At 58.1% G+C, this 19568-nt stretch carries 21 protein-coding genes and 2 tRNA genes; 15 read left to right on the top strand and 8 right to left on the bottom strand.

Features of this window, described 5'->3' with window-relative positions; genetic code table 11:
- Nucleotides 1-51: 51 nt before the first annotated feature.
- Nucleotides 52-984, top strand: a complete 933-nt coding sequence (gene argC / locus PL640_RS05770; RefSeq protein ID WP_142839595.1) for an N-acetyl-gamma-glutamyl-phosphate reductase — start codon at nucleotides 52-54, stop codon at nucleotides 982-984.
- A 10-nt stretch (nucleotides 985-994) separates the two neighbouring features.
- Nucleotides 995-1840, top strand: coding sequence for an aminoglycoside phosphotransferase family protein (locus PL640_RS05765; protein WP_271361067.1), 846 nt, complete (start codon nucleotides 995-997; stop codon nucleotides 1838-1840).
- 6 nt (nucleotides 1841-1846) lie between these two features.
- Here PL640_RS05765 and PL640_RS05760 read toward each other — a convergent pair whose 3' ends face one another.
- Nucleotides 1847-2965, bottom strand: a complete 1119-nt coding sequence (locus PL640_RS05760) for a COX15/CtaA family protein (RefSeq protein ID WP_142839593.1) — start codon at nucleotides 2963-2965, stop codon at nucleotides 1847-1849.
- A 228-nt stretch (nucleotides 2966-3193) separates the two neighbouring features.
- On the opposite strand from PL640_RS05760, the gene PL640_RS05755 reads away from it, so the two are divergent.
- Together PL640_RS05755 and uppA are read left to right on the top strand one after the other, a co-directional pair.
- Nucleotides 3194-3406 carry a DUF2842 domain-containing protein gene (locus PL640_RS05755; RefSeq protein ID WP_142839953.1) on the top strand — a complete coding sequence of 71 codons (213 nt, stop codon included), beginning with the start codon at nucleotides 3194-3196 and terminating at the stop codon, nucleotides 3404-3406.
- A 97-nt stretch (nucleotides 3407-3503) separates the two neighbouring features.
- Entirely contained in the window at nucleotides 3504-4736 is a 1233-nt protein-coding gene (gene uppA, locus PL640_RS05750) for a polysaccharide biosynthesis GNAT family N-acetyltransferase UppA (RefSeq protein ID WP_271361065.1), read from the top strand.
- A 16-nt stretch (nucleotides 4737-4752) separates the two neighbouring features.
- Here uppA and uppB read toward each other — a convergent pair whose 3' ends face one another.
- Nucleotides 4753-7032 carry a polysaccharide biosynthesis protein UppB gene (gene uppB / locus PL640_RS05745; RefSeq protein ID WP_271361064.1) on the bottom strand — a complete coding sequence of 760 codons (2280 nt, stop codon included), beginning with the start codon at nucleotides 7030-7032 and terminating at the stop codon, nucleotides 4753-4755.
- Nucleotides 7033-7242: 210 nt separating this feature from the next.
- On the opposite strand from uppB, the gene uppC reads away from it, so the two are divergent.
- The 6 genes from uppC to PL640_RS05715 all read left to right on the top strand — a co-directional run bounded on the left by uppC (nucleotide 7243) and on the right by PL640_RS05715 (nucleotide 13053).
- Nucleotides 7243-7815 (top strand): polysaccharide export protein UppC, encoded by a 573-nt coding sequence (gene uppC / locus PL640_RS05740; protein WP_046800338.1) that lies wholly within the window; start codon nucleotides 7243-7245, stop codon nucleotides 7813-7815.
- Between the two features lie 16 nt (nucleotides 7816-7831).
- Nucleotides 7832-8974: a polysaccharide biosynthesis type 4 glycosyltransferase UppD gene (gene uppD, locus PL640_RS05735; protein WP_271361063.1), complete on the top strand. Its 1143-nt coding sequence runs from the start codon at nucleotides 7832-7834 to the stop codon at nucleotides 8972-8974.
- A 240-nt stretch (nucleotides 8975-9214) separates the two neighbouring features.
- Complete coding sequence (gene uppE, locus PL640_RS05730) at nucleotides 9215-10768, top strand: polysaccharide biosynthesis glycosyltransferase UppE (RefSeq protein WP_271361062.1); 1554 nt, start codon at nucleotides 9215-9217, stop codon at nucleotides 10766-10768.
- On the top strand, nucleotides 10765-12006 hold the full coding sequence (gene uppF, locus PL640_RS05725; protein WP_142839588.1) for a polysaccharide biosynthesis O-antigen ligase family protein UppF: 1242 nt from the start codon (nucleotides 10765-10767) through the stop codon (nucleotides 12004-12006). The genes uppE and uppF overlap by 4 nt, the downstream gene beginning before the upstream one ends.
- Before the next feature lie 78 nt (nucleotides 12007-12084).
- Nucleotides 12085-12234 carry a hypothetical protein gene (locus PL640_RS05720; protein ID WP_003496532.1) on the top strand — a complete coding sequence of 50 codons (150 nt, stop codon included), beginning with the start codon at nucleotides 12085-12087 and terminating at the stop codon, nucleotides 12232-12234.
- 174 nt (nucleotides 12235-12408) lie between these two features.
- Nucleotides 12409-13053, top strand: coding sequence for a hypothetical protein (locus PL640_RS05715; RefSeq protein WP_271361060.1), 645 nt, complete (start codon nucleotides 12409-12411; stop codon nucleotides 13051-13053).
- A 70-nt stretch (nucleotides 13054-13123) separates the two neighbouring features.
- On the opposite strand, the gene PL640_RS05710 is transcribed toward PL640_RS05715, so the two are convergent.
- Nucleotides 13124-13660 carry a DUF1269 domain-containing protein gene (locus PL640_RS05710; protein ID WP_142839586.1) on the bottom strand — a complete coding sequence of 179 codons (537 nt, stop codon included), beginning with the start codon at nucleotides 13658-13660 and terminating at the stop codon, nucleotides 13124-13126.
- Nucleotides 13661-13888: 228 nt separating this feature from the next.
- Here PL640_RS05710 and PL640_RS05705 point away from each other — a divergent pair.
- Together PL640_RS05705 and PL640_RS05700 are read left to right on the top strand one after the other, a co-directional pair.
- Nucleotides 13889-13965, top strand: a tRNA-Pro gene (locus PL640_RS05705).
- 273 nt (nucleotides 13966-14238) lie between these two features.
- Nucleotides 14239-14499, top strand: coding sequence for a hypothetical protein (locus PL640_RS05700; protein ID WP_153513569.1), 261 nt, complete (start codon nucleotides 14239-14241; stop codon nucleotides 14497-14499).
- A gap of 390 nt (nucleotides 14500-14889) precedes the next feature.
- Here PL640_RS05700 and PL640_RS05695 read toward each other — a convergent pair whose 3' ends face one another.
- The gene (locus PL640_RS05695) at nucleotides 14890-15030 is read right to left on the bottom strand and encodes a hypothetical protein (protein WP_137002497.1); all 141 of its coding nucleotides are present in this window, start codon (nucleotides 15028-15030) and stop codon (nucleotides 14890-14892) included.
- 353 nt (nucleotides 15031-15383) lie between these two features.
- Between PL640_RS05695 and PL640_RS05690 the strand changes: the two genes are divergently transcribed.
- A complete protein-coding gene (locus tag PL640_RS05690) occupies nucleotides 15384-15587 on the top strand; it encodes a hypothetical protein (RefSeq protein ID WP_142839585.1) in 204 nt (67 codons plus the stop codon).
- 323 nt (nucleotides 15588-15910) lie between these two features.
- Here the strand turns inward: PL640_RS05690 and PL640_RS05685 are convergent, their stop codons facing one another.
- Together PL640_RS05685 and PL640_RS05680 are read right to left on the bottom strand one after the other, a co-directional pair.
- Complete coding sequence (locus tag PL640_RS05685) at nucleotides 15911-16465, bottom strand: dual specificity protein phosphatase family protein (protein WP_271361058.1); 555 nt, start codon at nucleotides 16463-16465, stop codon at nucleotides 15911-15913.
- Between the two features lie 138 nt (nucleotides 16466-16603).
- Nucleotides 16604-17191 (bottom strand): YqaA family protein, encoded by a 588-nt coding sequence (locus PL640_RS05680; protein ID WP_142839583.1) that lies wholly within the window; start codon nucleotides 17189-17191, stop codon nucleotides 16604-16606.
- Nucleotides 17192-17711: 520 nt separating this feature from the next.
- Between PL640_RS05680 and PL640_RS05675 the strand changes: the two genes are divergently transcribed.
- Entirely contained in the window at nucleotides 17712-18356 is a 645-nt protein-coding gene (locus PL640_RS05675) for an exopolysaccharide biosynthesis protein (protein WP_046800349.1), read from the top strand.
- 4 nt (nucleotides 18357-18360) lie between these two features.
- Here the strand turns inward: PL640_RS05675 and PL640_RS05670 are convergent, their stop codons facing one another.
- Nucleotides 18361-18639, bottom strand: a complete 279-nt coding sequence (locus tag PL640_RS05670; RefSeq protein WP_142839582.1) for a hypothetical protein — start codon at nucleotides 18637-18639, stop codon at nucleotides 18361-18363.
- A gap of 176 nt (nucleotides 18640-18815) precedes the next feature.
- Here PL640_RS05670 and PL640_RS05665 point away from each other — a divergent pair.
- A tRNA-Asn gene (locus PL640_RS05665) sits at nucleotides 18816-18890 on the top strand.
- Between the two features lie 100 nt (nucleotides 18891-18990).
- Here PL640_RS05665 and PL640_RS05660 read toward each other — a convergent pair.
- Nucleotides 18991-19410 carry a DUF2934 domain-containing protein gene (locus PL640_RS05660; RefSeq protein WP_271361057.1) on the bottom strand — a complete coding sequence of 140 codons (420 nt, stop codon included), beginning with the start codon at nucleotides 19408-19410 and terminating at the stop codon, nucleotides 18991-18993.
- Nucleotides 19411-19568: the final 158 nt, after the last annotated feature.

Genomic DNA, 19568 nt, shown 5'->3' with positions numbered 1-19568 from the left:
CAAACTGATTCCGAATACCCTTACAACCCTTTGAAAAGTCAGGACAAGGACATGACAGCGAAGATCTTCATCGATGGCGAACACGGCACCACGGGTCTGCAGATCCGCACGCGCCTTGCTGGTCGCCGCGATATTGACCTGCTGTCCATTCCCGAAGCCGAGCGCCGCAACGCCGCAATGCGCGAGGATATGCTCAACAACGCCGACATTTCCATCCTCTGCCTGCCGGATGATGCTTCCCGGGAAGCGGTCTCGATGGTGGCCGGCAACAACAATGTCCGCATCATCGATACCTCGACCGCTTACCGCGTCCACAAGGACTGGGCTTACGGCTTTGCCGAGATGGATAGCGAGCAGGGCGAGAAGGTTCGTTCCGCCCGCTTCGTCGCCAATCCGGGCTGCTATCCGACAGGCGCTATCGGCCTCATCCGCCCCCTGCGCGCTGCCGGCATCCTGCCCGATGGTTATCCGGTCAGCGTCAATGCGGTTTCCGGTTATACCGGCGGCGGCAAGCAGATGATTGCGCAGATGGAAGATCAGAGCCGCGACGACGCGATCAGCGCCAATAATTTCCTCTATGGCCTGACGCTTTCCCACAAGCACGTGCCGGAAATGACCATTCACGGCCAGCTTGACCGTGCGCCGCTGTTTGCGCCTTCCGTCGGTCGCTTCCCGCAGGGCATGATCGTGCAGGTGCCGCTGTTTGCCGCTGACCTCAAGGAAGGCACGAGCATCGAGACGGTGCATGCCGCGCTCACCGCCCATTATGCGGGCCAGGACATCGTCAGTGTGGTGCCACTTGCCGAAAGCAAGGGGCTTTCCCGCATCGATGCCGAGGAACTGGCGGGCAAGGACACGATGAAGCTCTTCGTCTTCGGCACGCCGGGCGGCGAACATATCAACCTCGTGGCGCTGCTCGACAATCTCGGCAAGGGCGCATCCGGCGCGGCTGTGCAGAACATGGAACTGATGCTGTCGGCATGAGGTTTTTTGCATGAGTCGAACCATCCCCTCTTTTCCGGCCTCGTGGAATATCGAGGCCGCAAAACAGATTGCCGATACGCCGGCCGGGGTGGTCTACGCGGTGACGCGTGGTGACGGCTCCCCAGCCGTCGCCAAAGTCCTGAAAAAGAAAGTGCTTGAGGACAGCCTTCGCGGTGCGGATTTCATCGCGTGGCGCGCGGGTGTCGGATGCGTGGAGCTGCTTGAGCGTTCCGATGATATTCTGCTGATGGAACATGCCGGCGCGGAAACCCTGCGCGATGTACTGTTCCGCGACGGCGACGACGATGCGGCCACGGAAATCGCCGCCGATGTTCTGCTGCAATACCATCAGCCATCGCAGCAGACACCGCCCTCAAGCCTGCTGACGTTGCCTCTCTATTTCGAAAGCCTGTTCCGCAAGGCCGAGCAGGATCGCACCAGCGGCGTGGAGAGCATCTATATCGACGCCGCCGCGATGGCGCAGGAGCTGATTGACCGGCAACGGGATGTGAAGCCGCTGCATGGCGATCTGCATCACGAAAACATCATGCGCAGCGGGCGCGGCTGGATCATCATCGACCCGGCGGGCCTGATTGGCGATGCGGCGCTTGATGTCGCCAACATGTTCTCCAATCCACTCGACCGCTTCGATCTGACGCGCAGCGAGGCACGTATCGCCTCCATGGCGGTGATTTTTTCCAGGGCGCTGCAGCGGGATGAACGGGTGTTGCTGCAATATGCCTTTGCTTATGGCTGCCTTTCGGCCGCATGGCACGAAGAGGACAGCAATGCGGAAGAGCGCGACAACGAACTCGCTGTCGCAGCTACTGTCAAAACGGTGCTGAAGCAGTTCTGAACGCGCTCAGTCCCGGACTTCGACGGCGACAGGCGCCGGATATTCGCCAATGAAACCGCGCCAGTGGGCGACCGCAAATCCAAGCACGATCAATGCCATGCCCTGATGGGCGAGCGCCACGTGGATATCCACATGCATGAGAAGCGTGGTGATGCCGAGCGCCGCCTGAATGGAAACGAGCACGAAGAACAGCACGGCCCGGCGGGCGTGTGGCGTATTCGGCAGGGCACGGGCAATGGACACCATGTGCCACAGCGTGGCGGCGAAAAGCGTGTAGGCGCCAAGACGATGGATGAACTGCACCGTCTTCGGGTTTTCGAAGAGGTTGATCCACCAGGGCTGCTGCAGGAAGAGATCGCCCGGCACCAGTGAGCCGTCCATCAGCGGCCAGGTATTGTAGGAAAGGCCGGCATTCAGCCCCGCCACCAGCGCGCCGAGATAGATCTGGAACAGACAGAGGACCGTCAACAGGCCGGCAAAGCCCCTGCCCGTCTTTTCGTCAGCCGCCTCAGGCGAATGATGCGACAGGCCGCGCAATATCCACATACAGCCGGCGAAGATGAGGCAGGCGATGGTCAGATGTGTGGCGAGGCGATATTGCGAAACATCCGTGCGATTGACGAGACCGGAAGAGACCATCCACCAGCCGATGAAGCCCTGAAAACCGCCAAGTGCCAGAAGACCGACCAGCGGCAGGCGCAAACGCTTTTCAACACGGCCGGTCAACCAGAAAAAGGCGAGCGGCAGGGCGAAGATGAGACCGATGGCGCGGGCAAGCAGGCGATGCGCCCATTCCCACCAGAAAATCGTCTTGAACTCATCAAGCGACATGCCCCTGTTGATTTCCTGATATTGGGGAATGCGCTTGTAGAGCTGGAATTCCTCTTCCCATTCGGCAACCGAAAGCGGCGGGATAGCGCCGTGGATGGGCTTCCATTCGGTGATCGACAGGCCGGATTCGGTAAGCCGCGTGGCGCCGCCGACCAACACGAGACAGAAGAGCGTGAAGAGAACGACGCGCAGCCAGATGCGCAGCAGGCGGCGGTTCTTTTCCTGCTTCTGCAGGGCAGCCTCCACCACCATTTCCGCGGAACCGTTTGCCATCGTCATGCTGCTCGAACGCATCTTTTCAGGTCTCCCTCATACAGTCATGTTGATTAGCCCCAACCGGCACCACAAAACAAGGCCTCAGGGTTTGCGGCATCCGGTCGCGGCGGTATAGTCGCGCTTACATATCAGATCGTCCTGCCTCTTCTTCGAATCGCCAAGACGATCTAATTTTTTTGTTTTACGCGTGTCTTTTTCCCAAACCGATGACACTTTGGGAGACATGCGCTCATGATGGAAGATTTCATGCCCCCTCGCCTCAGATCGCTTATCGGCACCATCGTCATCATCTGCCTCGTCGTCATCTACGCCGTGGCGGCGACTGCCATCGCATCGGCGACGCTGGCGCAATCGCCCTGGTGGGTGCATCTGGTCTATTTCGTGCTGAGCGGGCTTTTGTGGATATTGCCGGCCATGCTCATCATCAAATGGATGGCTGGCCCCAAAAAGCAGGGATAAGCGCCAACCGTTGCGCAACACCCTGAGGTCGCAATTTTATAAACTGATTGTTTGCCGCTCAGCGATATAGTCCCACCGAAACAACCGGAGAGAGTGGATGGCGGCTGAGGGGCCGGTCACAGTCAGCGAGGGCAAAGCGTCGAGCGCCATGCAAGGCGAGCGGCGGGGTGCCGACCGTCTGGTGATCGATCTTGTCGACGATATTTCCACCATCCGCGCCGACTGGGAGCGGATGGAGAGCGACCCGCTCAACTCCCTGCATCAGGGGTTCGGCTGGTGCTCCATCTGGGCACAGACCCAGAAAAGCCCATTGCTCATCATTCGCGGCAGACAAAGCGCAAAGACGGTCTTCCTGCTGCCGCTTGAAATCGTGCAGGAGAGCGGCATCCGCAAGGCACGTTTTCCGGGCGGCCGTTTCAACAATATCAATACCGGGCTTTTCGATCCGTCCTTTGCCGAACAGGCGGAACATAAGACGGCGGCGGCGATTGCCCGCGAGGCGCGAAAACTGCTGCATGGCCGGGCGGATATTCTGGCCTTGCAGAACATACCGCTCAGCTGGCGCGGCAGGACCAATCCGCTTTCCTATCTGGCCTCCGTCGAAAACCAGAACCCGGCCTTTCAACTGCCGCTGCTGGAGAGTTTTGAAAGCACCCTGCGACAGGTCAATGCCAAGAGACGGCGGAAGAAATTCCGTATCCAGAGCCGAAGAGCCGAGGAAATGGGCGGTTACAGCCATGTGATTGCCCGTTCACCACAGGAAAAATGCGAGTTATTGCAAGCCTTCTTCCGGCAAAAGGCCACCCGCTTCGCCTCTCAGGGCATACCGGATGTTTTTCGAGGCCAATCGGTGAAGGATTTTTTCTACGATCTGGCCAACTTCCCGGAAACGGGCACGGACAGTCTTCTGGAGCTGCACGCCATTCGACTGCATGGCGAAAACGAGGGCGTCATTGCCGCCATATCCGGGCTTTCGCGCAAGCAGGACCACATCATCTGCCAGTTCGGCTCGATCGATGAGGCGGTTTCGGAACTCAGCCCCGGCGAGTTGCTGTTCTGGCTGATGATCGAACGGGCCTGCAGAGAGAAAGCCGCACTCTTCGATTTCGGCGTCGGCGACCAGCTTTACAAACGCAGCTGGTGCCCGCTTTCCACCGCCCAGCACGATATATTCCTGCCGGTGACATTGAAGGGGCGCGCAGCGGCCTCGGCCTATGTCGCCATCGCCAGAACGAAAAGCCTGATCAAGTCCAATCCGGCGCTCTATGCGCTGATCCAGCGTTTTCGCGCCGGACGGCCAAGAACGGACGCCATGTCTGTTGCTGACTGAGAGGGTTTTCCGTCCGTCAGGCGGCGCTCAGATGACCCGGCTTGCGCATACCCGTCATCGGCAATGCCTGCTCGTAACCCTGGGCCACCAGTTCACCGAGCGTCTTTTCCAGCATCTCGCCATCCTTGCCGGGCACCGAAACGATGATTTCCGCCGGCAGATTGCGCAGCATTTTTTCAAGGCTCGAAATCTGCACCGCGCCGCACTCAACCAGAACCGTATCATAGGCGTCAGACAGAGCGCTTAGAATCATCGTCAGCCGATCGATGGCCCGCATGGCCTCACGCGGCTGCGCATTGCCGCGCGGCACGATATGCGCATCGGACAGCCGGTCACCGTGAATGGTTTCACCAAAGGCAGCAGCGCCCGCCAGAAGATCCATGACACCCGGCAGCCCGGCCTCGGGCACCATAAGACGCGTGGGACAGGCCGAAGCCGTCATATCCACGAGAACGACCGAGCGGCCCATTTCAGACAGGGCACGCGCCAGCATGACGGTGGTGGTCGAACCGCTATCTCCGGCTGGAGACACGACGGCGGCGACGGGTTTGGCAAGACGGGTGGCCAGAAAGCCCGCAACGGCATCGATCGAGAAATCGTCGGAGGTTTCGATCTCCTCCTTCGTCGCCTCTTCTTTCAAAGGTGCGCCCTCTTCCACCGGCAAAACCGAAGCAGCAGCAGCAGCGGTGGCGGCAACGACCGGTAACGGCCGCACCTCTTCGACAATGGGTTGCTGCTGGTAGGCGGCAGCGGGCATGGCCTGGGCAGCCGGCGGCGAGGACTCATGATGGGTGGCAACCGGTTGCTCCGGCAAATCCGTGGTCTCGTTCCTGTCGGCGGGTTTACGCGTCGGCGCGGGCGGATCGGAGAGCGGCGGAACCTGATGTCTGCCCACAGGCTTCAAGGCGCGCCCGGTGAAGAGTTCCACCAGCATGACGACGATGCAGGAGAGCAGGAAGGTCGCCAGCGTGACGACGATGGTGATGGCTCCGGTTTTCGGGAAATAGGGCTCACGCGGCTCCACCGCGCCTGAGATCACGCGCGCATCAGCGGGCGTGGAATCCACCGAACCGGCGCGCGAGGTCGCCTCGCGGTAACGGGCAAGATAGGTTTCCAGAAGCTGGCGTTGGGCCGAAGCCTCGCGTTCCAGATCGTTCAGGCCAACCTGCTGCTCCCCGGCGCGCACGCTTTCGGATTTCAGCACATTCAATTGCTGCACCAGTTGCCGTTCGCGCAGGCGGGAAACATTGGCTTCGTTTTCGAGGCTTGCCAGCACCTTGCGGGTTTCTTCCTGAATCTGCCGCTGTATGCCTTCCAACTGGTTGCGCAGCGCCCTGATACGTGGATGGCCTTCCAGCAACGAGGAGGTCAGATCGGAAATCTGGCTGCGGATACCCGTTTCGTTTTCCTTCAACCGCTGGATCGTCGGAGAACCGACGACATCCGGGAAGGTATCGAGAGGGCGGCCGCTTGAAAGCGCATTGCGCACGCCTTCCGCCCGCGCTTCCGCATTCGCACGCTCTCCACGAATACGACCGAGTTCAGTCGAGATATCGCTGAGCTGGCGGGTGGCAAGCGTTTCGCCCTGCCCGGCCGACAGGAGATCGGATGAGGCGCGATAATCCGCGACCTTCCTGTCCGCCTCACGCACCTTTTCGCGCAGATTGGCGATTTCCGGCTCCAGCCAGCGCGCCGCTTCCGTGCTCGTGTCGAGTTTCGCACCACTTTGCAGGGCGATATAGGCCTTCATCATCTCGTTGGGGATGGCGGCGGCGAGCTTCGGATCTTCAGAAGAAAACTCAACGGTGATGACGCGTGAGCTTTCGACCTGATAGACCTGCAATTTCTCGCGGAAGGCCTTCAGCACCCGCTCTTCGGGTTGCACCTGCAGCGGATCTTTCTTGAGACCTACGGCAACCAGCAGGCCCGACACCAGCGAAGGACGCGCCTCCGGATCGAACTCCTCCAGCTCATAGAGCTTCATGTTTTTCGCGACCTGCTTGATGAGGTCGACCGATTGCAGGATCTGCACCTGGCTGGAGACGGTCAATTCATCAAGCACCGGCTCGGCCGGCGCATTGGATTGCTGCGAAGCACCGAAAGAGGCCGCGCGGGATTCGATGAGGACACGCGCTTCACCCTTATAGGCGGGCGCCATCATGCTGGCGATCACGAAGGCGGCGCCACCGGCCAGAAGCGTGACGGCCGCGATCCGGCCCTTACGCCGCCATATGGCTGCAACAAGCTGTGCCAGATCGATATCCACATCCCTGTCGTCCATGCGATCGCCGTTCATGTGGGCTCCGTAACCGAGACAAACCTCGGGCGCTCAAATATAGATGGCCAATTTTCGCGAATTGTAAGTCTTGGCGGTAACACAACAGTTAATCCCGGCGAATCCGACAAAATAAATCGGATATTGCGACACTCCGGACTGACCGTTTACCGCGCATTAACCCTAACAGAACGATAAGAATGCTCATAGATCGACTCGGAGCCAGATGAGATGCCGCTCGCCGGATCACGACATGTCACCGCACTGACGCTCGCCGTTCTGACGGCCCTTTCCGGTTGCGCGGCATATCAACCCGCGCCGCGCTCATTCAATGAGGCGGCCCTGCAACCCTATCATGTCGATAGCGGCGACAGGCTGCGCATCAACGTCTTCGAGCAGGTGGGGCTGACCAATACCTATACGGTCGATCAGGCCGGTTATGTCGCCTTCCCGCTTGTCGGTCAGGTTCCTGCACGCGGCAAGACGCTGCCGCAACTCGAAGCCGCCATTGCCGCGAAATTGCGCCAGGGTTATCTGCGCGATCCGGACGTGACGATCGAGATCGACCGTTATCGCCCCGTCTTCATCATGGGTGAAGTTGGTCGTCCCGGCCAATATTCCTATGTGCCCGGCATGACGGTGCAGAACGCCATCGCCATCGCCGGCGGCTTCACCCCGCGCGCCAATCAGGCCGATGTCGATCTTACCCGCAAGATCAACGCCGAAGTAATGACCGGCCGGATCGGCATCACCGCACCCATTCTTGCGGGCGATACGGTCTATGTACGTGAACGCTTCTTCTGAAAACGGAGTGGCACACGTGTCGGATGACGGCCCTCCCCTGCGCATCATTCACTGCTTCCGCTCCCCCGTCGGCGGTGTCTTCCGCCATGTGCGCGACCTGATCGAAGAACATGTCAAACAGGGCCACAAGGTCGGCATCGTCTGCGACAGTTCGACCGGTGGCGCACATGAGGAACGGCTTTTCGCCCAGATCACCCCGATGCTGGAGCTGGGGCTTACCCGCCTGCCCATCAGGCGCTCCATCGGCCCGGGTGACCTGCCGGCACTCTGGAGATCCTACAAGCAGATAAAAAGTTTGCGGCCGGACATCTTGCACGGGCACAGCGCCAAGGGTGGCGCTCTTGCCCGGCTTATCGGCTCATTGTTGCGGGCGAACAGGTATCGCGTAGCCCGCCTCTACTCGCCGCATGGCGGCAGCCTGCATTATGACCGCAAGAGCCTGAAGGGGCAGCTGTTCCTGCGGCTCGAACGGTTTCAGGAACACTTCACCGACGCGCTCTGTTTTGTCTGTAATTTCGAACAGCGAACCTATGAAACCAAGGTTGGCAAGCCGCGCACCCGGACGGCGATGATCTATAACGGCGTGCAGGAAAGCGAGTTCGAAACCGTGCCGGCCCGCGAAGATGCCGCCCGTTTCCTCTATATCGGCATGTTGCGCGACCTCAAGGGGCCTGACGTCTTCATCAAGGCCTTCGCCAGGATGGAGCGCAGCGTCGGCCACCCCATGTCCGGCGTTATCGTCGGTGACGGGCCGGACAGGGACAAATATGCTGATATGATCGACAAATCTGGGCTTTCCCAGCGGATTGCCATGCATGCCGCCATGCCCGCCAGACAGGCCTTCGAGCTGGCGGAGACCGTGGTGGTGCCCTCGCGCGCCGAAGCCATGCCCTATATCGTGCTTGAGGCGCTGGCGGCGGGCAAGACGGTCATCGCCTCACATGTCGGTGGCATTCCCGAGGTTCTGGGAGAAGACAGCGAGGCGCTGGTTCCGGCAGGAGACGCCGAGGCGCTGGCGAAGATCATGGTCAGGGACGCTGAAGACGGCGATTGGTCAAAGCGGGTGATGCCCCCACCAAACAGCTTTAAGGCGAAGTTTTCAACGCCTGTCATGGCCGATGACATGATGAAGCTCTATCGCGACCTGCTTTCACGCTAAAGCACACCTGACGTCTAAAGACATTTTAAAAACACGATTTTTAATTGTATATTCCGCCATCCTGTAGAAAAGCATCATAAACGTTTCTTAGCATGTTTCGGCTAGTTTCCTGCTCGTAGAGCGCGTGTGTCCGTTCGGACGCTACGCAAGGACGCTTTACCACTTTGAAGTTGCGCATCGTTCCCATCGAAAATCGATTTCGATTTTCGGGCCGATCCGCTAGAGGGTGCGGACCAAGTAATGACCAAGGCTGACAAGGACAGACTGCAATTCGATCTGGCGTCGTTGCGCAAGCAAATCTCCGAGCGCGAAGCCGGTGAGCCTTCGCCGTCCGAGACCGTCGTTCTCAATCCGCTTGCGCGGCAGATTGCCAACCAGCTGCGTGCCGGCAACCATTCACCCAATATGGTGATCGGCCAATTGCGGCTGCTGGAATTCACGATGCTCGTGGTCATCGCCGCCATCGTCAACGGCATCGCCGCCGATCGGGGTCTCGAAACCTTTCTGGCGGTTTTCAGCGCCGGCGTGCTGGGTGCGGCACTCTGCGTGTTCCTGCTGCAGGCGGGCGACTGTTATCAGTTACCGACGCTGCGCACGCCGCTGAAAATGTTTGCCCGCATTCAAGGCGCCGTCTGTCTGTCTTTCGTGGGCGCCGCCTGTTTCCTACTCGTGGTTTTTCCCAATGCGCTGCATTCCTGGCCGGCATTCGGCATATGGTATGCGATTGGCGCGGTAGCCATTTTCACCGGACGGCTGATCCTTGGCTTTGCCATTCGCCACTGGGGCCGCAATGGCGTCATGGAACGCCGCGCCGTCATCGTCGGTGGTGGCGATGCTGCCAGAGACCTCATCCGTTCGCTCGAGCAGCAGTCGGACAATGATATCCGCATCTGCGGGATTTTCGACGACCGGAAAAGCGAGCGCTCTCCCGATGTCGTCGCCGGTTATCCCAAGCTCGGCACCTTTGCCGAACTGGTGGAATTTGCCCGCCTGACAAAGCTCGACATGCTGATCATCGCCCTGCCGCTGAGCGCAGAGGCCCGCATTCTTCAGCTTTTGCGCAAACTCTGGGTGCTGCCGGTCGATATTCGCATCGCCGCACATGCCAATAAATTGCGGTTCCGTCCGCGCGCCTATTCGCATGTGGGCAATGTGCCGATGCTCGATGTGTTCGACAAGCCGATCCGCGACTGGGATTCGGTGGCGAAACGGATATTCGACATCACCTTCAGCCTCCTCGGCATCGCCCTTTTCTGGCCGGTGATGCTGGGAGCCGGGATTGCCGTCAAGGCCACGTCCAAAGGCCCCATCCTCTTCAAGCAGAAGCGTCACGGCTTCAACAATGAGACGATCAATGTCTGGAAGTTCCGTTCCATGTATACGGAACTCAGCGATCCCACCGCCAAGAAGGCTGTCACCAAGAACGACCCGCGCGTCACACCGGTCGGCCGTTTCCTGCGCAAATCGTCGATGGACGAGCTGCCGCAGCTCTTCAACGTTCTCTATGGCGATCTCTCGCTGGTCGGCCCGCGCCCGCACGCAGTCCATGCCCAGACGGGTGATCTGAAATATACCGAAGTGGTGGAGCATTATTTCGCGCGCCACAAGGTCAAGCCTGGCGTGACCGGTTGGGCGCAGATCAATGGCTGGCGTGGTGAAATCGACCATGGCGACAAGATCAAGTTCCGCACCGAATATGATCTTTATTACATCGAGAACTGGTCGCTTTTCCTCGATCTCAAGATCCTGTTCCTGACGCCGATACGGCTGCTCAAATCGGAAAACGCCTATTGACCCACGTCGGTTACCAGCACGCACCGGGTTTTGATGCGCCTCTGGCCGCCATGCGGCTCGTCGGTTCGTTCTTCATTGCCTTCGGCGTGTTCCTCTCCGGCTTCGTCATCTCCGAACCTGCGCCCTACGAACTGATGATGGTCGGGCAAGTGGCTATCTGGTTCCTGCTGGGCCTGCGCCTTTCCCGCACCGTCGTGCTGCTGCTGTGCCTGCTGCTTGCCTTTAATGTTGGCGGTTATCTTTCGCTCACCACCATGGCGGACCTGGACGAGGGGCCGCTTTACCTCGCCGTCTCGACCTTTCTGGCGCTGACCTCGGTTTTTTACGCGGCAATCATCGAGGATAAATATCAGCGGCTGCTGCTGATTTTTCGCGCCTGGCTCGCCGCGGCGCTGATCACCTCGCTGCTCGGTATCATCGGATATTTTCATGCCCTTCCCGGCTTCGAGGTCTTCACGCTTTATGATCGCGCCAAGGGTGCGTTTCAGGACCCGAACGTCTTTGGTCCCTTCCTGGTGACACCATCGCTTTACCTGATCTATGGCCTGCTCACCGGCAAGGCGATGCATGCGCCCTGGCGTATCCTCGGCCTGCTGATCCTGTCGCTTGGCGTGTTCCTGTCGTTTTCGCGTGCGGCATGGGGCCTGTTTCTGTTCGCCGCCCTCCTGCTCGTCTTCGTCATGCTGCTGAAGGAGCGCACTGCCGCGTTTCGGCTGAAAATTCTCGTGCTGTTTCTCGTTGCGGTCGCGCTCATGGTCGCAGCCGTCATCATCGCGCTGCAATTCAAACAGGTCTCCGACCTGTTCTTCAGCCGCGCCTCTGCGGTGCAATCCTATGATGGTGGGCATCTGGGGCGCTTTGCCCGTCACTATCTTGGTTTCCTGCTGGCGATGGAACATCCACTTGGCATCGGGCCGATGGTGTTCGACAATATCTTTCCCGCCGCCGAACATAATATCTGGCTGAAAAGCCTGACAACGCATGGCTGGTTCGGTTTCGTGATCTATCTGACGCTGATCTGCTGGACGATCGCTGCCGGTTTCCGGCATCTGCTGCGGCCGCGGCCGTGGCAGCCGTTCCTGATCATTTCCTGGGTGACCTTTGTCGGCCACGTCATGATCGGCGCCGTCATCGATACCGATCACTGGCGGCATTTCTTCCTGCTGCTCGGCATATTGTGGGGCTGTATGGCGCTGGAAAAACGCGAAAACCTGCGCCGCCGCACTAGCCACGCCTAAAATACCTGCCCTTACGGAACCCTGCGCGATTTCATGCGTTTAGCCCGCGATTATGATCGTCAAACGGGGAGACATCTTATGACGCAGACCAATAATCTCTATCTCATCATTGGCGCACTCCTGGTGGTCCTTGTTGGCCTTGGGGCCTATGTCTGGCACGAGGAAAGCAAGCCGAAGGGCATCGAGATGAATATCGGCCCGAACGGCGTTTCCGTTCAGGAAAATTAAGGCGCAAGCGTCGCGCAAACTTCCTTCATTAGACCGGGTGCACCCCAAGCCCAAGCGGCGTGGGACGCACCCGGTCTTCTTATGAGAGGAGACGAAAGGCGGGATCAACAATCCGCGCCAAGCCGGTTCGGTACGAATGATGCGTATCGGGCTGATCATGGAAAAGTTATCGAAATGGTCTCCTCCGTCGACCTGTCCACCCGCCTCACCGCCACCAGATTAGCCCTCAAGGCCATCAAGGAGCAGGATGACAACTCCACCGCGACCTCATCTTCCTCGTCGCGGGCAGCGCTGCTTGGCGCCTATGGCGTCGATACGTCTTCTTCTTCCACAAATTCGAGGCTGACACAGCTTCTGGCGCAATATGCGCAGACCTCCGGCGAGGAGACGCAGACAGAGACTACACCTCAGGCTTCATCCGGCGATATTACGCAGGCCGGTTTCATGAAGGATCTGAAGGCGATGCTGGAGGATTTGTCCAAGGACCCGGACAAGGCCTCGCAGGCAAAGGCGATGCTGGAAGCACTGGCCGCCGGCACGCTCACCGTATCCGATCCATCCGAAGGCGCGCAGATCAAGGCGTGGGACGTGAAGGCCGATTCGAAAACCACCTCGAAACCGGCAACCGAGATCGCCACGACGGGCTGGAGCGATTTTCTGAAGGATCACCTCAAACGCGACGGCTCAGCCTATAGCAAGAGCGCCAGCGGCGCTTATGTTGACAGGATCTCCGGCGACAACGCGTTTTTCGGCAGCGTCGGCAGCCGCTATTATTATCTCACCTGGCCGCAGGCCAAACCCGGCACGCTGACCGTCTAAGCGGCCGCTTCCGAACCCATCTGGACAAAACGCTGCAGCATGGATCATGCCGCAGCGTTGTTCCTGCCATTCAAGCGACGGGCGCAGCCGCTTGCGCGGTTTCACCCGACAGAGCTTTTTGCAATTGCGCTTCCTGCTCCGGAGACAGCGAGGTCTTGATGACCCGGCCGCGCAGCCCTTCCAGTTCCGCCAGAACCTTTTCCGGCTGTACCTTGCGGATCAGCACGAACAGTGCCGAAGAGCCATTCGGGATGGTTTCGCCAAGGGATTTGATGAAATCGTCATCGATACCGAAATCGGTCAGCGAACCCGCCAGCGCGCCCGTGCCGGCACCAATTGCGCCGCCAATTGCAAAGCCCGCCAGCGGATTGAGGAACAGCAGGCCGACAAGGCCGCCCCAGAGGCCGCCGGACAGAAAACCGGAACTTGCACCAAGCGCCGTCAGATTGACGCTCTGCTTCAGATGCACCTTGCCGTTTTCATCACGAACAACGACCACGGCGTCTTCCAGATCGACCAGATATTCCTTTTTCAGGCCGGCGAGCTTCAGAAGAACGCGGTCGGCCTCTTCCGTTCCATCAAAACCAACAACGACGAGTTCGGACATATTTATCTCCCTGAGTTTCAATTCCGCTGCAATTGAACGCTGAAGTTCACGGCAGGTTCCAGCCATGATGGAAAGAGGATGTGTCATGCGTTTGACGGAAGCAACCGGCAGAGAGCGAAACGACAGTCTGTCCCCTGCCCGCCATCCACACCCTTTGTTCCTTTTTTTGAGAAAAGGCGATTTTCCGCTTGCGCCCTAACAGGCTTATATATAAACGGCTTTCAGGTTCGGAGCGTAGCGCAGCCCGGTAGCGCACTTGACTGGGGGTCAAGGGGTCGTGGGTTCGAATCCCGCCGCTCCGACCATAAAAATCAGATAGATAGCCAGTTCCCCCAGAGCTGGCTATATTTGTTTTAGCGACATTGCAGCCTTCGGGTCCACTCTCGCAACTGCGCTTTAGGCTTTGCGTGGTGTTTGGTTCTTTCCCGTCCTGACGGCGCGCATTTGATTTGCTGGAGGCTGATTGATTGAGCGCTAGACCAAATTTGTTCTTGCCGCCATCGCCGTCCCCCTGACGGTTATCGTGTTCAAGTACGCCCCCAGCACCCTGACGAAGCCTGAGCCTGAAGGACATTGACGTGACGAAGAAATCAAAAATCGAACACTCCGAATTTTCAGGCGAATTCGAAGATGACGGCATCACGGTCCTCGTCGATATTTACCGATCGGCCGGCACGCAGCAGGATTGGAAGCTTGAGGTCATAAGCGAAAATGACCTTGTCACCACCTGGGACGAACCGTTCGCCACCGATAAAGATGCATGGGAAGAATTCCTTGCCACGTGCGAAAAGGACGGCATTCGTAGCTTTCTTGAAGACGAGGATCCCGCAGTCCATTAGGGTCTGCCCCCACGAACCACGTCGCAGGATAATTGTGGGGCCACCAGCCGTATTCACCACCCTGCGGAGGACAAGGGCTTTCGGCGTTAGCGTCGGTCGCAGCTATTGCTTCGCCATGGAGTGGTGATTGCCCCTCGAAACTTATCAAACGCAAAGATAGCCCATTGTGGTGACTACGGGGATTCAGTCGCGGCACTAGCGTTTATAAGTCAACGCATAGCGATGACAGCGAGCGGCTGACGTGATCAGAATGATTTTCGAGCGGCAGTTGCTGGAACAGGTGTTTGAGATGAAGGTGCGTGTGGCCTTGCCCTGTTGCGCGCATTGCTGCCGCATCACTCGATATTGGCCGGGTTAATCTGAGGCGTCACGAGTGTGCCCGGCGGGCGTTTACGATCCGCTGGTTTCTTTTTCCTTCTTCGCCTGATCGTGATGCCATTTGATGGCGAAGTACATGCCTGTACCCAATACGATAATCTTGAACGGGAAGAAGACTATAGGGAACAAATCCACCCAATTCCAATCCGTCATTTTGAATATTTCCAGTCTATTCTTGACATAATCTCCCGCGACTAGAGCTACGTCAAAACTGCTGTTTCAGCAACTTCATTCATGCACGCAAGCACGGTCTTTTTGACGCAGCCCAGCCCCGTTTGTTTCATCCGGGGCGCTTGCGTCATGCCTCAGCCATCCACTGCCGTATGGCGCTCACCAGCCGCCATTCGTTCAGTCCGGTAGCCAGGAATGCCTAGTAATCAACAGGTTGGCGATTTGCCCTTTGTTCATGCCACTCGCCTTTCGTCAAAGAGAATGATTGCGCGCATTGCTTTGTTGACTCTTCGCTAAAATTAGAACATTTAGTGAACAAAAGAGAGGTCACCGAGATGTCCGATGCTGCAAAAACCACCCCTGTACGGCCTGACGACATAGCCGGATACGTCATCCAGTGTCACGATGGCGATGCGAGAGCGGCCGTCGAAACGCTGCTTGGTGAAATCGAGCATTTGCAGGAACAGCTTTCCCTTGCGGTTGCCATCATGGGCAAAGGATATACGCGCGGCTGGACGCCGGATATGGCAGGCGATTGAGCCTGCTGTTGCTGGATGCGGTTTATCGGATGATGAGACCGTAACTTTGACGGACCATGCCTTTGATGTGGATGGAGCTCGCACCTGCCAGAATCGCCCTCCCGCAAGATATTTTCGACAAGATAGTGCGTTGCGGGTCGGGTCGATTACGGACCGGATCCTGATCCGCCTTGTCATCGCTCCGCCCCTGTTATGGCCTTGGCAATTGAGCAAGCCCGCACCGAGAATTGCGTGCAGCCTGATCGCATCGGCAATCAAAACGGAAGACAAATCCCTGTGCCGGGAACGATCCATGATTTACGCAGGATCAGCTTGAAGCGCCCTCAGAACTCGTTTGAGGCGATGGCGAAGTCGTCGGTGATGGGCATGTGCTCTACATTCTCCCAGGTTCTGTCCATGGCATAGGTTGCCGAGAGATAGGGAATGCCGATGTGACCGTAACGCACCGAAAGCTGGCTTTCCGCCTCTTTCTCGCCGAGACGCGCGACGCGACTGAGGTAAAGAGCGGTTGCGAGGCCTGTCCGGTCAGCGCCGGCCTTGCAATGGATGAGGATCGGTTTCGGCGCATCGCGCATGATCGCGACGAGCTGGTTGACCTGATCCATGTTGAGTTCCCGGCTGGCCGACATGCCGAAATCGATGTGCTTCAACCCAAGCTCGCGCGCTGTTTCGACCTCGTCCCGGTACCAGGCCTGGGATTCATTCGGTCCGCGCAAGTTGATGACCGTCTTGATGCCGTGATCCCTGGTGTAGCGGACAAGCTCTTCATTGCTTGGCTGGTTGGAGCGGTAAAGCTGACCGGCCACCACCTCGTGAAAGTTGCCGAGGAGCTGGATGGCGTAAAGATATCCGCCTGCCGCAAGCACAACAAAGCCCATGCCCCCAAAGGAGCACTTCCAAAATCTTCGCATAATAAAACGGTTCCCTTACTCGACAAGAGAACCGATACAGACGGATTCTGACAGCAAGCTGAAAGTTATGCGACAGTATTGTAAGAGTAAAAAAATTGCGTTCGATCAACGCACGAAAACGTAAACCGCATAGACCGCGATGAGCGCCGCGGCGGCTGCGGCCGTGATGACGCCGAGGCGTTTTTCGATGAAATGGCGCACTGAATCACCATATCTCTGCAGCAATCCGGCAAGAATGAAAAAGCGGGCGCCACGTGTGACGACGGCCGAAAGAATGAAGAGGCCGAGGCTGATATTGGCCGCGCCTGAAAGGATCGTCACCACCTTGATCGGCGGCAGGTGCGCCAGCCCCGATGTCACCAGCAAGAGAACGATGGTTTCGTAGTCCACCGAGTTCTTCAGCTGTTCGAAACTGTCGAGCTTGCCGTAAAATTCGAGGATGGGCCGCGCGATGCTCTCGAAAGCATAATGGCCGAGGAACCAGCCGGCGATGCCGCCGAGGACCGAGGCGACCGTCGCCACAAACGCGTAAAACATCGCCTTTTTCGGCTTGGCCAACACCATGGGCAGGAAAAGCACATCCGCGGGCACGACGAAGACGGAGCTTTCCACAAAAGCGACGATCGCCAGCCACCATACGGCGGTTTTGCGCGCCGCAAGCGCCATCGTCCAGGCATAGATGTTTTTCAGCATTTCATGTCCCCGGGGAAGAGTGTGGAGCGAAGTCAAGGCGGGAGTGCCGAGGCATCTCAGCGGTGATTGAGGCGATTTACGGCGGCGCGCAGCGAACGGAGAAAAGCCAGCGCCGCAGCAGGATTAGACACAACGCAAGAGAATGGCAAATGTTGGAAGATTTATTTTTGCATCGCGAAAAATGGGAAATGCCAGCAATTCCAGTCCACACCGGCATGCGGTTGCTGCGCTGCGAAATTTCACCCTGCGGTAGATGAACTCGCCTTTTTGCTGTAGAATAAAAGACGTAAGAAGTGGAGGAAGTTATCATGGACTATGTAAACTTCATTACGTCGATCAATCCGGTGATACTCGCCATCCTGCTGGTGGTTCTTCTCGCCGGCGCCTATAGCCACTGGGTTTCGCACTAATAAAGCGAAAGATACGACGAACCATGACGATGCCGATTTCTATCGGCGATAGGCATGTGGCCGGATGAATGTTATCAAACCCGGAGTTAAAACAACTTCCGGGAAGCGGCATGACGAACGAATTCGCATTCACTGATACGTCTGAAAAGCTCAGCACCACGCTGGAGAAGCTTATAGGCAAGTTGCAGGGCCAGACGATCACGTTGCGCGAACTGATGGAAGCAATCGGCGAACAGGGCCTGTTGCTTATCTGCGCAATTGCGTCCCTGCCCTTTCTCATTCCGGTCTCCATTCCCGGCGTCAGCACGGTGTTCGGCGCGGCGATCATCCTCGTCAGCCTCGCAATCACGCTGAACCGCCTGCCATGGCTGCCGGCGAAGATTCTCGACCGGCAGATGGAAACGGCAAAGCTGGTACCGGCGCTTCAAAAAGGTGTCGCCATCGTTTCCAAGCTGGATGGATTTATTCGCCCGCGTGTACCGGCGCTCACCACAGGCATTGTCGCCAACAGAATAAACGGCCTGGCGCTGATGACGGCAGGCGTGTTGCTGATGATGCCGCTCGGCTTCATTCCCTTTTCCAACACCCTGCCCGGTGTCGCCATCCTGCTTTTATCTGCGGGCATGATTCAAAGAGACGGCGTCACCGTGCTCGGCGGTTATCTGTTTCTCGGCCTGACGGCGATTTATTTCGCAGCGCTTGCCTATGCCGCCTTCTGGGCCGGACAGGGCATCAGCAGCTCGATCGGTGGATAAACGCCTACTGACCCCTGTTGCGACGGGCCTCGCGGCCGTTCTGCCGCGATGCCCACCAGACCGCGAGCCTTCGCCGCCTGCGGCGCACCGCCGGCAGATCGTGCGAAAGTACGACAAGACCGAGCGGAATCATCCAGAAACCGAGAACGGGCAAAAACCCCAACGTTCCGCCAACCACCAGAGCGGAGCCGGTGGCGATCCTGCCAACCCGCGAACGCGGCATGGCAAGGCTCCATTTTCCGACATGGAGGCGACCCGTCTTGTGGTTCATTCCGAATTTCATTCCATCCTGCCCTTCAGCGTCTGGCCTGTGGATAATTTTTTGAACGTCGATAAGCCCGGAAAATCGGGACTTCAGAGGGATAAAACAAGAGGAATGCGTTTTTTTTGAAAAAACCGCTTGGCAAATCGGAAAAGCATTTGTATTACCCCGCTCACACCGCGCCAAGCAGCGCACGTTCCCTGGTAGCTCAGCGGTAGAGCATTCGACTGTTAATCGACAGGTCGCCGGTTCGAATCCGGCCCGGGGAGCCATTTCTCTCAAAAACGTGTTTTGAAGAGCGAAGTGCAGCTGCATTCGCCCGATCCGGTTCGTGGCATTTTTCGCCCACCTGACTGGCGGGCCTTCCAGTAATCAGCTCTTCTTGACGGCGCGCTTCGTTGCCTTTGCGGCGTTGGTGAGCGCTGGCGGATCGCTGGCCGGGAAACTTTCCTCAAGGCTTTCCGTGAGATCGTCGACTTTGGCCTTGCCCGTCGACTTCTGCTCCTTCTCAAGCGATTTTACCGCCGGGGATTTGGCCTTTGCTGCCGGAGCCTTCTTCGCTGGCGTTTTCTTCGCAGGCGCCTTGTCCGTCGATGTCTTGTCTGCAGAGATCTTGGCAGCTGCGGATTTTTTCACGCCGTTCTTGGCCGTCGTCTTTGCGGCTCCGGCACCGGCGGAGACTTCCCGTTCCGCCTCGATCCAGTGGCGCTCATGATGCCCGTCAGGTCTGCCTTCCTTCTCCCATATTGCGCGCGCTTTTTCACGGATTGCGGCTTCGCGATCATGGCTCATAACAGGCCTCCCTCTTTGCGTTGCACCGGTTTTGATTGTGCCACTGAAAAAACAGAAAAAGCCAGACTTTGTTCCTCGCAGACCGATTGTGAATGAGCATTTCTTCGAAAAAGGGAACCGTCATGGATGCGGGATCGTTTGCCCCGCGGAAACCCGCA

It is taken from the genome of Agrobacterium sp. ST15.16.024, assembly GCF_027956545.1.
Taxonomy (GTDB): domain Bacteria; phylum Pseudomonadota; class Alphaproteobacteria; order Rhizobiales; family Rhizobiaceae; genus Agrobacterium; species Agrobacterium cucumeris.
This window is presented reverse-complemented; position numbering and strand designations above follow the sequence as displayed.

Bases quoted from the DNA above. Each gene is read 5' to 3' on its own strand.
- PL640_RS05685 (WP_271361058.1), bottom strand. From the start codon at position 16,465: ATGGGCTTTGTTGTGCTTGCGGCAGGCGGATATCTTTACGCCATCCAG.
- PL640_RS05760 (WP_142839593.1), bottom strand. From the start codon at position 2,965: ATGCGTTCGAGCAGCATGACGATGGCAAACGGTTCCGCGGAAATGGTG.
- PL640_RS05660 (WP_271361057.1), bottom strand. From the start codon at position 19,410: ATGAGCCATGATCGCGAAGCCGCAATCCGTGAAAAAGCGCGCGCAATA.
- PL640_RS05670 (WP_142839582.1), bottom strand. From the start codon at position 18,639: ATGAAATTCGGAATGAACCACAAGACGGGTCGCCTCCATGTCGGAAAA.
- PL640_RS05695 (WP_137002497.1), bottom strand. From the start codon at position 15,030: ATGACGGATTGGAATTGGGTGGATTTGTTCCCTATAGTCTTCTTCCCG.
- uppA (WP_271361065.1), top strand. From the start codon at position 3,504: ATGGCGGCTGAGGGGCCGGTCACAGTCAGCGAGGGCAAAGCGTCGAGC.
- PL640_RS05720 (WP_003496532.1), top strand. From the start codon at position 12,085: ATGACGCAGACCAATAATCTCTATCTCATCATTGGCGCACTCCTGGTG.
- PL640_RS05680 (WP_142839583.1), bottom strand. From the start codon at position 17,191: ATGCTGAAAAACATCTATGCCTGGACGATGGCGCTTGCGGCGCGCAAA.
- PL640_RS05710 (WP_142839586.1), bottom strand. From the start codon at position 13,660: ATGTCCGAACTCGTCGTTGTTGGTTTTGATGGAACGGAAGAGGCCGAC.
- uppC (WP_046800338.1), top strand. From the start codon at position 7,243: ATGCCGCTCGCCGGATCACGACATGTCACCGCACTGACGCTCGCCGTT.
- PL640_RS05755 (WP_142839953.1), top strand. From the start codon at position 3,194: ATGCCCCCTCGCCTCAGATCGCTTATCGGCACCATCGTCATCATCTGC.
- PL640_RS05675 (WP_046800349.1), top strand. From the start codon at position 17,712: ATGACGAACGAATTCGCATTCACTGATACGTCTGAAAAGCTCAGCACC.
- uppE (WP_271361062.1), top strand. From the start codon at position 9,215: ATGACCAAGGCTGACAAGGACAGACTGCAATTCGATCTGGCGTCGTTG.
- PL640_RS05690 (WP_142839585.1), top strand. From the start codon at position 15,384: ATGTCCGATGCTGCAAAAACCACCCCTGTACGGCCTGACGACATAGCC.
- uppB (WP_271361064.1), bottom strand. From the start codon at position 7,032: ATGAACGGCGATCGCATGGACGACAGGGATGTGGATATCGATCTGGCA.
- argC (WP_142839595.1), top strand. From the start codon at position 52: ATGACAGCGAAGATCTTCATCGATGGCGAACACGGCACCACGGGTCTG.
- PL640_RS05715 (WP_271361060.1), top strand. From the start codon at position 12,409: ATGGTCTCCTCCGTCGACCTGTCCACCCGCCTCACCGCCACCAGATTA.
- PL640_RS05765 (WP_271361067.1), top strand. From the start codon at position 995: ATGAGTCGAACCATCCCCTCTTTTCCGGCCTCGTGGAATATCGAGGCC.